We start from the raw sequence: 13,721 nt of genomic DNA on the forward strand, positions 1-13,721 counted from the left end.
TGCAGGCAAACAAGCAACTGGTTTATCTGACTGTGCCATGGAGACGACGCAACGGCACCCTTGCTATTCCGCTGAGGCCCATATGCGTTATGCGCGGATGCATCTCCCAGTTGCGCCCGCTTGTAATATCCAATGCAATTACTGCACGAGAAAGTTTGACTGTGTTCACGAGAGCCGCCCGGGCGTAACCAGTGAACTGCTTACGCCCGAGCAAGCGCTTGATAAGTTTTTGTGGGTGAAAGAGAAAATGGATAATCTTAGCGTGGTAGGTATTGCCGGACCGGGAGACGCCCTGGCGAATTGGCCAAAAGTTAGAAGCAGTATTGTGATGATCCGGGCGGTTCAACCGGATGTAATCTTCTGTCTCTCTACTAATGGGCTGATGCTCCCTGAATACGCCCAGGAGATTGTTGATCTGGGTATTCGCCATGTTACCGTAACTTGTAACGCGATTGATCCCGTAATTGGGGCTAAGTTATATCAATATGTACTGGTTAAGGGGCAGAGACTGTCAGGTGTTGATGCGGCGCGAGTGCTGCTAGAGAACCAAATGCAGGGCATTCGCTTTTTGGCTGACCATAACGTCATGGTCAAGGTCAATATTGTTATGGTCAAAGGCATTAATGACACGCATATTCCGGCGGTAGTCAAAGCAGTAAAAGCATTAGGTGCGTTCATGACTAATATCATGCCGCTCATCCCTGCGCCTGGCAGTGTTTTCGAACACATGGCGCAGACCAGCATGAAAGAGATTAATGACATTCGCAATTTTTGTGAAGTGGATTTAAAGCAGATGCGTCACTGTAAACAATGCCGAGCTGACGCTATCGGCTTACTGAGTGAAGACCGATCACAGGAATTTCGCATGTGCAATCGCAACCTACAGGCTGAACCAACACGGATCACCGCGCGGGAACCGCTGAAAATCGCTGTTGCCAGCAAGTACGGAAGACTCGTTGATCAGCATTTCGGGCATGCCTCGCAGTTTCGAATTTACCAAGGTAATGGGCAAGCGTTCAGGCTTGTGGAAATCAGACAGGTTGAGAAATACTGCCTAGGATCGGCTGAGTGCATCACTGAAGAGAACCGCCGGGAGGCAGTTCTTGAGGCACTGCAGGATTGCAACGCAGTATTGACGATGCGTATTGGCAGCCAGGCGAAGGAACGCCTTCAACACAAGGGAGTACTCAGTGTGGAATCCTGCGACAGTGTAGAAAATGGCCTGCAATATGCTTGGAAGAAATTGTCGGGTAGGAAAATATATAAGGAGTGTGCGTTATGAATAAGCCTAACCGCCATATCTTCGTTTGTACCAGTTCCCGCCCTACCGGCCAACAGAAGGGTATGTGCCTGAACAAGGAAGGCGTTAGCGTAATGATGAAATTCATGGAGGAAATTGGGGAACGAGACTTGGGAGGCGATGTTGCTATTACGAATACGGGCTGTTTCGGGTTGTGTGAACAAGGACCGATCGTAGTCGTGTATCCGGATAATGTTTGGTACAAAAAAGTATCTGCAGATGATGTTGAGGAGATTATGGATAAACATATTGAAGGCGGCGAGCCGGTAACGCGGCTTCTGATATGAGGGGGCTGCTATGAATAAAGTGATTGCCATTCATGTTGGTCCGACGGGAGAGACCACCAGTCTAAATCAACCAGGCAAGCTGTTGTTGTTCCAAAAGAAGCGGGATACTTGGCACGTCGGCAGTGAGCGCAGCTTTGCGCTGAATCAGGATAAAGGGCTGCGGGAAATGCGTAAGCAAATGGCCGAATTATTGGCGAGTTTAGAAGAGTGCAAAGTGATTGTTGCCGGCTCAATTACCGGAGTACCTTACTATGAATTGGAACGGGCCGGTTTTAGCATTTGGGAGTTTGACGGCAAGCCGGCAGATTTTCTTGACTATGTACTCGATAAGGAAGAGGAGGCTGATAAGGAGGCTGCTGTCAGCGAGGTCGTCAGACTACCGGTGCCGGAGGAGTTGGGAAATGGAGTCTTTCGCATTTCCATAAAGCAAATTCAAGAGTTAGATACCGGACTGACCTCAAAACAAGCACTAATGCCGCTGTTGCGGCGAACCGGCTGGTATCGGATCGAGGTGCTGTGCAATCATATTCCTCCTTGGCTTGAAGCAGAGGTGATGGCAGGAAGTATGGTTTGCGAGACGAAAAAGACCAGCCCGGGCGATGTTTTGCTGACACTCTATAAGCAGGTTTGTGGGGGATAAGGAATGATGAAAAAGATGCTTTGGTGTGGCCTTTTCTTGCTTTTGACTGCGATGCCAATTGCAGGCTGCTGGCGGACGAGTCAGGGATTGCCGGACTCGCCCAGCGCTCCTGCTACATTGAATATTTCCGCAGCGGTTAGTCTGAAAGATGTGCTGGCAGAGATAAAAAGCAATTATCAGGCAAAGACGCAGATTGAATTGGTGTATAACTTTGGGGCATCTGGGACGCTGCAAAAGCAAATTGAGCAGGGCGTTCCCGCCGACCTTTTCATCAGCGCAGCTCCTAAACAAATGGATGATTTGATAGCAAAGAGCCTAGTCATCAAGGAAACACGCAGAAATTTGGCGACAAACCGTCTTGTGCTGATCGTGCCGCAGAATTCTGATTCACGGATTTCTGGATTTCAAGACTTGATTATGGGGAATAGTTACAAATTCGCCATGGGAGAACCCGAGATAGTCCCAGCAGGCCAGTACGCCCGACAAGTTCTGAGCGAATTAAAGATATGGGAGGAGGTCAGAGGCAAAGCCGTCTTCACAAAAGATGTCCGAACGGTTTTAGCTTATGTGGAGACAGGTAATGTTGAAGCAGGAATCGTTTATAAAACCGACGCCGTTACGACCAACAAAGTAAGGGTGGTGGAGACAGCGCCGCAAAAACTCCATCAGCCAATTGTATATCCTGTAGCAATTGTTACTAGCACAAAACAGAAGCAGGCGGCTGAAAAATTTATGGAATACCTGCTCATGCCTGAAAGTAAAGCGGTGTTCGAAAAATATGGCTTTTCCGTAGAAAAGTAAAAATTATAGTGTCCTGACGTTAGGTGGTGAAACTGTTGATCGAATGGCAGCCTGTTATCCTATCCATTGAGGTCGCGGCCGCATCGTTATTCGTCGTGCTTATTTCCGGCGTATCTTCCGCCTATTTTATGCGGCGCTTTGAATTTACCGGCAAGGCTGTCATCGAATCCTTCATGATCATGCCTTTGGTCTTGCCGCCGGTGGTAACCGGTTTCCTCTTGCTGCTGCTGATTGGCAAGCAGGGTATGATCGGCCATTTTCTAAGCGAGTATCTGCATACTCAGATTATTTTTACTCCCTATGCCGCTATTCTCGCTGGCTCAGTCGTCGCATTTCCGCTGATGTACCAAAACGCCAAGGCCGCCCTTCTGAGTGTCGACCCTAAGTTTGAAGATGCTGCAAAAACCTTAGGGGCAAGCGAGTGGCGAGTGTTTTGGACGATATCCCTACCCCTTGCCTGGCAGGGAGTTGTTTCTGGCATGGTTTTAGCTTTTTCCCGAGCTTTAGGAGAATTCGGCGCCACCATAATGGTGGCAGGCAATATTCCGGGCAAGACACAGACTATTCCGTTGGCCATTTATTTTGCTTCCGAGGCCAGTGATCTTATGACAGCAGGAGCGTATGTATTGCTAATCAGTCTAGTTACTTTTTTGATTGTTTATTTGCTAAATGTTTCGACGAAGGCGAAATCAGTACTGGTAAAGGGGGATTTTCGTGCTTGAGATAGATATTGAAAAAGCACTGCCCGATTTTAGGCTGCAAGTCTCCTTTGCATTGGAAACTGAATTTCTTATTGTACTTGGTCCGTCGGGCTGTGGCAAAACTACTTTGCTGCGCTGTGTCGCAGGGCTTGTGAGGCCGGACGTGGGGCGAATTGCATATAATGGCCGTACATTCTATTCCTCCACGGAAAAAACTTTTATTGCACCAAGGGATCGTCGTGTTGGCTATATGTCTCAAGAGTGTGCACTCTTTCCTCACATGAGTGTAAAGAATAACATCTGGTACGGAGTGGCGAGGCCAACCTCGCGGTCAAAAGAACTGTACGAACAACTCATGCGGCTGTTAAAAATTGAGCATTTGGCTCAACGGTATACTGGCAGACTTTCCGGCGGAGAAAAGCAGCGGGTAGCTCTTGCCCGCGCGTTAATGACCGAGCCGCAGCTCTTGCTTTTAGATGAGCCTTTCTCGTCGCTTGATAGTGAGACGCGTTTAGAAATGCAGGCCCAATTAAAGCTAATGCATTCTATATGGGGAATACCGTTTATTGTTGTCACCCATGACCCATATGAAGCTAAGGTGTTAGGGGAAAAATTTATGTTTATCAATAAAGGATGCCAGACGGATCCGCCTCCATTATGGATAAGAACTTACCTTGCGGACAATAATGAGACCTGCCTCTTAGCGTGAATCGGGCAGGTCTCATTTCCATATAGATGGCAGGAGGTTGCCTGGTTTTGTGGAATAGGAGATAGACTGCTCTATTTTGGCAAATGGGGCAGAATTAGTAGCAATACGTTCACGATTTGTGAGGAGGTTTTGCATGAAAGTTGACCTGTTGCTTAAGAATGTTCGCATCTTTAATTCCTATGCCAAGCGATTCATCGATGCCGATGCTGCTATTTTGAACGGAAAATTTCTTTATATAGGAAAACGCGATATTGACCAATTGCAACCTGATGTGTCGATCGACGGTCAGGGGGCGTATATGATCCCTGGCCTTATTGATATTCATATGCATATCGAGAGCTCCATGACTGCTCCGCTGCCCTTCTCTTGGGAACTGGTCAAGAATGGCGTTACAACCATTGTCGCTGAGCCGCATGAAATTGCTAATATCTTTGGTATTGAAGGCATCAGGTCTATGCTTGAAGCCGGTAAGGATGCTCCCAACGATATTTTTCTCGGCGTGCCTAGCTCTGTGCCTTCTACCAGTCTCGAAATTGAGACTAGCGGCGCGACAATTGAATTGGCTGACTTGGCCGAATTGCTGCAGTCAGAATCGGTCGTTTGTCTGGGCGAAGTCATGAATTATGTCGATGTAGTGTACAAACAGGATGCCAAGATCAATCAACTGATTAACTATACCAGAACAGAGAAGCCTCATCTGCCAATTGAAGGTCATTGCCCCAAACTGTTGGGTTTGGAGTTGGCTCGCTTTATCTATGCGGGAGTCGACTCCGATCACACCCAACAGACCGTTGCCGGCATGGAGGAACGCTTGCTGAATGGGATGTTTGTTGAAATCCAAGAGAAGTCATTAACGCCAGACATTATCAACTTTCTCATCGAGCAGCAGATGGGTGAACATTTTGCCTTTGTCACCGATGATGTGATGGCAGATTCGCTGGTTGCGAAGGGCCACTTAAACCATATTGTCAAAAGCGCGATTGGTCTGGGGATGAAGCCAGAGCAGGCCATTTATGCTGCTACGTTTACACCTGCCCGCAGAATGGGGCTGAAAGACCGCGGTAGCATCGCGCCGGGGAAACGGGCAGATTTTGTTCTGTTGGACAACTTGGAACAATTTACGATCGCAAAGACCTTCAAAAATGGCAAAGAAGTCTTTAACCAGTCTGAACATCAAAAGTCGTATGCGAAGGCTGGGTTATTTCCAAAACACTTCTATCACAGTGTGAAGCTTTCACCTTTAAATGAAGGCAGCTTCCGACTGCCCATTGCTGCGACTACCCAGACCGCCTGCTGCCGGATTATTACTGTGACCGCCGGTACGACATTTACCAAGGAGACTCAGGCGGAATTACCAGTGCGTAATGCAGAGATCGATTGGGAAAACTCAGCTTATTGCTTGATCGGTGTCTTTGAACGGCACGGTAAGAACGGGAACATTGGCTGGGGCCTAGTTGGCGGAGATGTTATCTCACAAGGTGCAATCGCTACTACTTATGCGCACGATCATCACAATTTACTGGTCATTGGCCGTAATAAACGCGATATGCTGATAGCAGCCAACACGGTGATTGCCAACCAGGGCGGTTACTGCGTTGTTCACGACGGCGAGGTAATCGGCGAAGTAGCCCTACCAGTGGCTGGCATCTTATCCGAACTTCCGATAAGTGAATTAGCACAACAGGTGAAAGGCTTGAAAGAAGCGATGCAAAAGCTTGGTTTTAAGCATGGTAATCCTATTATGTCGCTTAGCACTCTTTCGCTGCCAGTCAGTCAGGAGTTGAAAATCACTGACAAAGGGCTGGTTAAAGTTAATGAACAGAAGTTAGTTTCGCTTTTGCTATAACGGATTGGAGGTGGACTATGCTCTCGTTTGATGTCTTAGTTATTGGAGGCGGTGGAGCGGGAATGCGGGCCGCCATCGAAGCCGCCCGTGCGCATGAATGCTCGGTCGCGTTACTGACCAAAGCTCATCCGTTGCGTTCGACAACAGGCTGTACCGGCGGCGGGATTAACGCCGTTCTCAATAGTGCAGATCCGGATGATACAGTGGAGAAATATATAAAAGATACAATTGTCGGTGGTGATTATTTAAATGACCAGGATGCAGTCGAGTTTTTTGCCTCGCAAGCCGCTAGCGCGGTGAAAGAGCTGGACCGCTTTGGTGTCCCCTTTTTTCGTGATGAAACTGGTCGTATTGCGCAAAGCCGGGGAGGCGGCGCGTCAGCGCCTAGGGTGTGTTGGACGCTCGGACATGCAATTGCGCATAGTCTGTATGAACAGTACTTGCGTTATGAAATTTATGATTTATCTGATGTCTTCCTACTTGATTTAACAGTTGAAAATGGCCGACTGCAGGGCGTCATCGCTCTTAATATCCAAACAGGAACTGTTTTTCCCATTGCGGCCAAAGCGGTTGTCATGGCAACAGGAGGCGCGGGCCGCATTTATTGGCAACGAACCACAGACCCAGTAGACTGTACTGGTGATGGCCTCGCTATTTGCCTAAAGGCGGGTATTGCTCTCAAAGACACAGAATTCGTTCAGTTCCACCCAACTGCTTTAGCAGCAACCGGGATACTGCTCTCTGAGGCTGCGCGCGGAGCTGGCGCTTATCTGCTAAATCGTGACGGTGAGCGATTTATGAGCCGATATGAACCGGAAAAGATGGAATTGGCTACTCGGGATGCGATTTCGACTGCGATTGAGACCGAGATTCGAGAGGGGCGGGGCTATGGTACAGGCGCGGGTGCCCACGTTATGCTCGATCTACGGCACATCGATCGGGGAATATTGCAGGATAAACTAAAACAGGTGTATGATGCAGCCGTAAAATTTGAGGGACTCGATCCGAGTGAAAGTCTGCTGCCGATTCGGCCAGCCTGTCACTATATGATGGGGGGCATTGACGTGGTTGACTTTAAGACATGTACAACATCAATTCCTGGCTTATTTGCCGCCGGCGAATGCGCTTGTGTTTCCGTTCAAGGGGCGAATCGACTGGGCGGCAATGCCCTGTCAGAGGTTGTAGTCTTTGGCAAGACCGCTGGGGCTGCGGCGGCGGCCTATGCGAAGAGCCAACTTGTGTCTGATCATGCTAGCCTCCAGGATGGGGTAAGTTGTTGGCAGTTGCGGTTTGCTTCAGTCCGCGCCAGACAAAGTGGCATATCTCTAACTAAGATCCGCGAGCGATTAGCAGCCTGTATGTGGGAGAATGTGGGGATCAGCCGCAACGCGCGGAGCTTGCAAGTCGCGCTGGATACTATTTGTGAACTGAAACAAGACTATGAGAGTGTCGAAATTGGTGATTCACAACAACGCGGCAATTCCGCATTTGTACATTACCTGGAAGTCGGCAACTTGCTTGATATTGCCTATGCCGTAACTCTTGGCGCGTTATCGCGACGCGAATCTAGGGGCTGTCATCAACGCAGCGACTTTCCCGCTAGAGATGATGCTAACTTCTTGAAGCACACTTTGATATCGAAAATTGACGGCGACTTTCATGTTAACTACCGACCGGTAAGTATAACAAAATATCTGCCAACAGAGAGGAAGCCATGAACAAGCAGATAACATTTGCAGTCAGCAGATTTGACGGGGAAACAAGCTATATTCAAACCTATCAATTGGACTATCAGTCTGGAAAAACGGTCTTATGGTGGCTAAATGCAATCAAAGAAGAACAGGACCCCTCCCTGACACTTACGGTTGCTTGTCGCGCCGGGCTTTGCGGCGCATGCGCTCTGCAGGTGAATGGCGATCCTGTTTTGGCCTGTGAAACTTTGCTGGATCCACTGCTCATGCAAGGACAAGTCAAGATTGAGCCGCTTAATGCCTTTCCTTTGGTCCGTGATCTGATGCTTGACTGGCGTGGGGCGATAGCTAGGATGAAGAGCATTCATCCTTGGCTTGAAGTCGAAAACGATCAAACCAGCAGTACTGGGTGTGTACAGACCCAGATGGAATATCAGGAAGTAAAACCCTATGTCGCCTGCATCGGGTGTGGCATCTGCGCCTCTGTATGTCCTGCCCTCGCGGGAGAAGGCTTTATCGAACCGTTTCTATTTGTCAAGGCGCGGCGGCTGATAGTCGATTCCCGATCAAGTGACCGCAGCCGTCAGGCTGTACTAAAGGCGGTGAGGCCCTACTTGCAAAATTGTCTGCATTGCGGTCTTTGTGAGGAGGCTTGTCCTAAAAGTGTATCGCCGGAGAAGGCGGTCAGTAGTATGGTGACCGACGTATAACCTGTCGTAGACAATGAAAGGAGAATGAATGTGTCAAGGAAAATCTATATTACCGAAGCTGATCTAGGTAAGTTGGAGAAACTCATCAATGCTGCAAAAGAGTTTAGTACTGGGAAAAAGGAATATTTGGAGAAACTGGAACTGGAATTGGCGTGGGCTAACGTCGTGCTGCCAACAGCGGTGCCGGACAATGTGATCACCATGAACTCCAAGGTTTTGTTGCGTGACTTAGATTATGGTGACGAGATGACCTATACCTTGGTCTATCCTGATGACGCAGATTTGGCGCAAGATAAGATATCGGTCTTAGCGCCGATTGGAACCGCAATTTTAGGCTACCGAGCCGGTGACGATGTTGAGTGGGAGGTACCAAACGGCATTGTCCGGTTGCGGGTGGAAAAAATACTTTATCAACCTGAAGCAGCCGGAAACTTTGATTTATAAGCAGAAAAGCAGCCTAACCGGCTGCTTTTTCTTATAGAGTATAAGATTATAAGTTCGCTAAGAAGGACGAGGATACGTTTCCACAGAGTACACAGAGGGAGGAAGAGTGGAACGGTATCTATTTTGCCAGCTTTACTGGGCCTGAATTGTAGCCCTCTGTGTCCTCTTTACCACTCTGTGGCCTCTGTGGAACGGTGCCCTTCCTAAAGGTCGTCCGGTTTTGCTTAATCTGCCTGAGACATCGGTGATGCGATTAGCCATTTGAGGGAAATGAGTCCGAGAACAACCCCCGCAAACCAATATGTGTATTCCGGTCCCATTGTCTGAGTCAGCAGATAAGCTGCCAGAGGACCTAGAGCCGCTCCTAAATCGATAGCAAACGAGTAAGCAGTCATTACAACCGCCTTCGATGTTGAAACCGCTACATCTGATGCCACCGCGTCAGCCAGGGTGGTTAGAATAGTTGCCGTGACCTGCAACAGTAAGAGCAGGAACAGCCAGAATAAGATGGGAAGTTGAAGCGGGATGAGCGTAAACAACGCCGTAGCTAACAGTAAGGTTGAGGTCAACAGAAATCGTCTACCGCCGCGTCCATCGGATCGTCTGCCAAACCATGGCGCAAGCCATGGCTCCCAGCTCCAGCGGAGGGCTTGCAGTATGCCGGCAAGCGAGGCAGCGCCGATTAAAAAGCCGCCGATTGATACCATTTCTGAATACAGAGTTTTTATTAAATGACTGATCGTCGCGTTGAATAGACCCTGGTAGATCATTGCGACAACTGCACCTGTCAGCAGCGCCCAAACAACTGGCCATTCTTTCAATATATGCGCTGTTGGGATACAACCTGTCGCTACATCCCGCTGATGGGTTAGCGCTTTAGGAATGAATAAGAAAATGCAGGGTATGGAGCAGGCGGTTAATGCGGCAAATAGTATAGCTGTGGTTTTTAAGCCGAACGAATCAGCGAGCAAACCGCCGGCTAGCATGCCAACTAGGCTCCCTAGCCTGAATAGTCCATTATATGTTCCCATGAAATGGCCGCGATTGTTATCACTAGAGAAATCCAAGATCGTAAAGTAGGCTCCTAAACGCAAAAATGTCCAGGCAATGCCCCAGATGCATCGCATGGCGAGCAACAGCCAAAAGCCCTGCAGCAATCCATAAGAAGCTGTCGTTATCACAGCCAGCAGAGTGGCCAGCAAAACTCCGATTCGGCTGCTGATGCGCTGGTAAAGCCAGCCAACAATCGGGTTTAGGGGTAGCCTAATTAATCGGTTGGCTGATAACAACACACCAACTTCCCATAGTGACGAAAGCCCGGCTTCCTGCCAGTGGGTCGGCAGTACAATGTATAGCATTGAATCTCCAACAAGGCATGCTGCTGTCAGTAGCGATATTGCAATTACCGGTTTTATATTGCTATTTTTGTTGTTGCTATTCTCCATGTGCCACCTCAACAGAACTACCTTGCAGAGGTAATTCGACTGAGCTAATAACTCTTCCTCTCAGTATTCATATGTTTATTGAAGAATATATGAACAAAGCCTGAGTCATGCAGATCTTTGCAGGACTCAGGCTTTACTTCACTACCAGCCCCAGGATAAGAAGAACGAATCTCGGTTTTCATAGCCGCCGTCATCATCGCGGATGAACAGAAACGCGCCATTGTGCATGAAGCCGACGCTAACCAGTTCATCAGAGTCATTGTAGAACATGACCGCGTCTCTTACGTAACGTCCTTGATACCAGAACCCGTTACCGTGAATATCTTGCCATCTGTAGGCATACAGTCCTGGAAATCTATTGCTCCATCGATTATCATGGATGCGCTCAATTGTGTGTCCCGGGCGATAAAATCGATCGCGGTGCTCATACCAGGTAAACGGGAGAGCCGCGTGCTGGGTTTTGCGCCAGCTATTGTTGCGGTAGGAAGGATGATCCCATCTGCTGTTCCTTTTTTCGTACCTATCATTTCGATCATGTTTATCGTGCCTTTCACTACGGTACGAGCGATCATCATCTTTCCAGTGGTCGTGTGGTTTTGCGCTTGCGGTTGCGGAGAAAGCCACAACAAGCACAAGCATTAGTAGGATAATCTTTCTTTTCATGGAAGCCGACCTCCTTTTAAGCTAATTTTATCCTGAGTTTGTGACAAATTTGTGACAAAGTTCCGGATACTGAGAATAGTACAAGTCTTTTCTAGTAATGGAAATATGTAGAAAGAGGAACGCGATCGGTATGAACCAACGGCGTTCCCCAATAGTACTAGAATTTAAATGCTGCGCCTAACCCCAAGCCATTGCGGCTGCTGCCACCGTCCGGCTTAACAGATAGGTAGCTGACGGTGAGATCAACATTGTGGCTAATCGCATAATTAGCGCCAACGTGCAGTTCTTTGTGCTCGCTGCTTGCAGCGAAGGAAGCGAATCCATTCCACTGCGCCGATAATGGACCACTGACGCCAAGACCCAAGAACAATTCGGAACTCGAACCGAAGTCTCTGACACCGGCAATCGCCCGAAGATTATCTGTCAGATGCAATTGGCCGTAAATATCGTCTGCATCGCCGTGATTGCCCCAATCCACTGTCTGCAGACCAACGGTGAATTTCGGAGACAACTTATGCTCGATATAAATGGTATCACTGTCGGGATCAGTGCTGTGCATCATGATGCCGACCGCAGTCTGGTGGGTATTAAGTTCATTGAGTGGAGCTGCCGCGGCAACGCCAACATTGAAGGCCAGTAAACCAGCAAGGAGAAGAGTCAGTTTTTTCATGCGGAAAACCTCCTGAATCAAATTTATGTATTGTTTCTTATGTAAATATAACAGAAAGTAACTGGTTGGTCAATAAGTATAATATCCTATTATCTGGGATTGAACTAGGTCTACATTCCTTATCACCATATTGCTTTATCTCTGGGAATTAGAATTTCCACAAGCCGCGCAAACCGTCCTGCCACTGGCAGGACTGCCAGAGACGAGATCACGTTGAAGGCTGTGTGTAATACCGCGACCTGTACGGCGGGATCTGTGGAAATTCGCTCGGTTATAGTAACGAGTTGTTCGGTTATAGGCAAAAACAATAGGATGCCCAACAGATTCACTAAGACATGCGCAGCAGCTACTCGTTTTGCAGCTAGCGGTGCTATAGCGCTTACAAGGACGGACGAAAGACAAGAGCCTAGATTGGACCCATAAACAATATATGCTGCAGTTGTTAAGCCAAATACACCATTATCAGTCAGCGTCATTACCATGACAGTGGCCGCGCTGCTAGACTGAAACATAAATGTAATCAATACTCCTGCCAGAATTCCTAGCCAAGTGCTCGAGTCAGCTAACCGTAGTAGGCGGTGAACCGGTTCGAGAGCTTGCAGTTCAGTCATTCCAGTGTTGAGCAGATACAAACCGCAAAACATGCCCAATAGGCCTGTTGCTGCTAGACCGATGTTGCGAGTTCTTCGGAATAGGAGACTGATGCCAGAAAAACATAGCAACAATGGTAGCAGCTTATCTGTATTCAAGAAGCTTAGTAATCCCACAGTTGAACAAGTGCCGATGTTAGCGCCCAAGATGATGCCAAATGCCTGGCGAAACGTCAGGTATTCGGCGGTGACTAAGCCGATGGTCAATAAACAAACAGCTGTGCTGCTCTGAAACAATGCCGCGGCGAGCGTTCCTGTCACTAAGCCTCTCCAGGGAGTGCCAGTTGCCACTGAAAGCATTTTCTGCAAGCGATACCACAATAAGCAACTTAGTCCATAACGCATAAGCAGTAAACCGCCTGCTAATAAAAAAACACCCAGTAGTAGGGCGAGTAGATTAGCCAAATTGTCGACACCTCCAGGGCAGACCTCTTTCAGTACAATTATAGAAGAGTATATGAAGCGGTAGTGGGGAAAAGTACTGCTTGAACGGTGACTGTTGCAGGGGATATGCTAATAATGTTGAATCAATTAATTTAGAAGAATGAACAGGGGGATGAAAAGTGGATTGTCATGAGGCTATTTTCGGCAGGAGAAGCTGCCGAAATTTCAAGAATCAACCTGTTGAACCGGAAAAGATTCAGCGGCTGCTCGAAGCAGCACTCTACGCGCCATCTCCGGCAAATAAGCAGCCCTGGGAATTTATTGTTACCAGTAACCTGAAGTATAATGAGCAAATAAAGGCTACCTCTGATGTAACGAAAGAAAAACTTGCTGTCAGAAGCGGTTGGAAGTGGCTGCCGGTTTTTGATCTAAGCTTTTTGTTGCAAGCTCCGACGCTGATTGTCGTGATTGGCGATCCTAGCCGAAACGGAGCAGAACAGTTTCTAGATGACCCCAGTCCCGGTTACCTCGAATCCTGCAGCGCAGCAGTGCAGAATTTGATGCTTAGTGCGCATGCCCAAGGATTGGGAACTCTCTGGTTCTCGCTGTTTGAAAAAGGTGATGTTAGAAAAATATTTGGTATCAGTGAGGATAAAGACCCAATCGGTGTCATTTGTGTCGGCTACCCTGAGAAAATTGGCACTCCGCCTGCCCGGAAGGGAATTGAAGACAAAGTTACGTTTCTTGATTAATAACACGAAGTCCCCTTGGTTGACCACA

General features: G+C 48.2%; 15 protein-coding genes. 11 read left to right on the forward strand and 4 right to left on the reverse strand.

Annotated features, from left to right (window positions below):
• Positions 1-37: 37 nt before the first annotated feature.
• From nifB to rnk, 10 genes are all read left to right on the forward strand, one after another.
• The gene (nifB, locus tag AXX12_RS00560; RefSeq protein ID WP_066237249.1) at positions 38-1,282 is read left to right on the forward strand and encodes a nitrogenase cofactor biosynthesis protein NifB; all 1,245 of its coding nucleotides are present in this window, start codon (positions 38-40) and stop codon (positions 1,280-1,282) included.
• Positions 1,279-1,587, forward strand: a complete 309-nt coding sequence (locus AXX12_RS00565) for a 2Fe-2S ferredoxin (RefSeq protein ID WP_066236717.1) — start codon at positions 1,279-1,281, stop codon at positions 1,585-1,587. Before nifB ends, AXX12_RS00565 begins: the two co-directional genes overlap by 4 nt.
• Positions 1,588-1,597: 10 nt before the next feature.
• Complete coding sequence (locus AXX12_RS00570; protein ID WP_066236719.1) at positions 1,598-2,227, forward strand: Fe-only nitrogenase accessory AnfO family protein; 630 nt, start codon at positions 1,598-1,600, stop codon at positions 2,225-2,227.
• 3 nt (positions 2,228-2,230) lie between these two features.
• Positions 2,231-3,028: a molybdate ABC transporter substrate-binding protein gene (gene modA, locus AXX12_RS00575; protein WP_231881731.1), complete on the forward strand. Its 798-nt coding sequence runs from the start codon at positions 2,231-2,233 to the stop codon at positions 3,026-3,028.
• A 35-nt stretch (positions 3,029-3,063) separates the two neighbouring features.
• Positions 3,064-3,750 (forward strand): molybdate ABC transporter permease subunit, encoded by a 687-nt coding sequence (gene modB, locus AXX12_RS00580; protein WP_066236720.1) that lies wholly within the window; start codon positions 3,064-3,066, stop codon positions 3,748-3,750.
• On the forward strand, positions 3,743-4,438 hold the full coding sequence (locus tag AXX12_RS00585) for an ATP-binding cassette domain-containing protein (RefSeq protein ID WP_066236722.1): 696 nt from the start codon (positions 3,743-3,745) through the stop codon (positions 4,436-4,438). The genes modB and AXX12_RS00585 overlap by 8 nt, the downstream gene beginning before the upstream one ends.
• Before the next feature lie 133 nt (positions 4,439-4,571).
• A complete protein-coding gene (locus AXX12_RS00590; protein WP_066236724.1) occupies positions 4,572-6,284 on the forward strand; it encodes an adenine deaminase in 1,713 nt (570 codons plus the stop codon).
• Positions 6,285-6,301: 17 nt separating this feature from the next.
• Complete coding sequence (locus tag AXX12_RS00595) at positions 6,302-8,002, forward strand: FAD-binding protein (protein ID WP_066236726.1); 1,701 nt, start codon at positions 6,302-6,304, stop codon at positions 8,000-8,002.
• Positions 7,999-8,685 (forward strand): succinate dehydrogenase/fumarate reductase iron-sulfur subunit, encoded by a 687-nt coding sequence (locus AXX12_RS00600; RefSeq protein WP_066236727.1) that lies wholly within the window; start codon positions 7,999-8,001, stop codon positions 8,683-8,685. Before AXX12_RS00595 ends, AXX12_RS00600 begins: the two co-directional genes overlap by 4 nt.
• Before the next feature lie 30 nt (positions 8,686-8,715).
• Positions 8,716-9,129, forward strand: coding sequence for a nucleoside diphosphate kinase regulator (rnk, locus tag AXX12_RS00605; RefSeq protein WP_066236729.1), 414 nt, complete (start codon positions 8,716-8,718; stop codon positions 9,127-9,129).
• Between the two features lie 224 nt (positions 9,130-9,353).
• On the opposite strand, the gene AXX12_RS00610 is transcribed toward rnk, so the two are convergent.
• The 4 genes from AXX12_RS00610 to AXX12_RS00625 form a co-directional block, all read right to left on the reverse strand.
• On the reverse strand, positions 9,354-10,574 hold the full coding sequence (locus tag AXX12_RS00610) for an MFS transporter (protein WP_066236730.1): 1,221 nt from the start codon (positions 10,572-10,574) through the stop codon (positions 9,354-9,356).
• Positions 10,575-10,715: 141 nt separating this feature from the next.
• The gene (locus AXX12_RS19125) at positions 10,716-11,237 is read right to left on the reverse strand and encodes a hypothetical protein (RefSeq protein ID WP_156478558.1); all 522 of its coding nucleotides are present in this window, start codon (positions 11,235-11,237) and stop codon (positions 10,716-10,718) included.
• A gap of 157 nt (positions 11,238-11,394) precedes the next feature.
• Positions 11,395-11,907 (reverse strand): hypothetical protein, encoded by a 513-nt coding sequence (locus tag AXX12_RS00620; RefSeq protein WP_066236734.1) that lies wholly within the window; start codon positions 11,905-11,907, stop codon positions 11,395-11,397.
• Between the two features lie 122 nt (positions 11,908-12,029).
• A complete protein-coding gene (locus tag AXX12_RS00625) occupies positions 12,030-12,962 on the reverse strand; it encodes a Na/Pi cotransporter family protein (protein ID WP_156478559.1) in 933 nt (310 codons plus the stop codon).
• A 158-nt stretch (positions 12,963-13,120) separates the two neighbouring features.
• On the opposite strand from AXX12_RS00625, the gene AXX12_RS00630 reads away from it, so the two are divergent.
• Complete coding sequence (locus AXX12_RS00630) at positions 13,121-13,693, forward strand: nitroreductase family protein (RefSeq protein ID WP_066236735.1); 573 nt, start codon at positions 13,121-13,123, stop codon at positions 13,691-13,693.
• Positions 13,694-13,721: the final 28 nt, after the last annotated feature.

This window comes from Anaerosporomusa subterranea (genome assembly GCF_001611555.1).
GTDB lineage: Bacteria > Bacillota > Negativicutes > Sporomusales > Acetonemataceae > Anaerosporomusa > Anaerosporomusa subterranea.

Excerpts from the sequence above, each read along its gene's own strand:
- nifB (WP_066237249.1), top strand. The coding sequence starts at position 38 with ATGGAGACGACGCAACGGCACCCTTGCTATTCCGCTGAGGCCCATATG.
- AXX12_RS00565 (WP_066236717.1), top strand. The coding sequence starts at position 1,279 with ATGAATAAGCCTAACCGCCATATCTTCGTTTGTACCAGTTCCCGCCCT.
- AXX12_RS00570 (WP_066236719.1), top strand. The coding sequence starts at position 1,598 with ATGAATAAAGTGATTGCCATTCATGTTGGTCCGACGGGAGAGACCACC.
- modA (WP_231881731.1), top strand. The coding sequence starts at position 2,231 with ATGATGAAAAAGATGCTTTGGTGTGGCCTTTTCTTGCTTTTGACTGCG.
- AXX12_RS00590 (WP_066236724.1), top strand. The coding sequence starts at position 4,572 with ATGAAAGTTGACCTGTTGCTTAAGAATGTTCGCATCTTTAATTCCTAT.
- AXX12_RS00595 (WP_066236726.1), top strand. The coding sequence starts at position 6,302 with ATGCTCTCGTTTGATGTCTTAGTTATTGGAGGCGGTGGAGCGGGAATG.
- AXX12_RS00600 (WP_066236727.1), top strand. The coding sequence starts at position 7,999 with ATGAACAAGCAGATAACATTTGCAGTCAGCAGATTTGACGGGGAAACA.
- AXX12_RS00610 (WP_066236730.1), bottom strand. The coding sequence starts at position 10,574 with ATGGAGAATAGCAACAACAAAAATAGCAATATAAAACCGGTAATTGCA.
- AXX12_RS19125 (WP_156478558.1), bottom strand. The coding sequence starts at position 11,237 with ATGAAAAGAAAGATTATCCTACTAATGCTTGTGCTTGTTGTGGCTTTC.
- AXX12_RS00620 (WP_066236734.1), bottom strand. The coding sequence starts at position 11,907 with ATGAAAAAACTGACTCTTCTCCTTGCTGGTTTACTGGCCTTCAATGTT.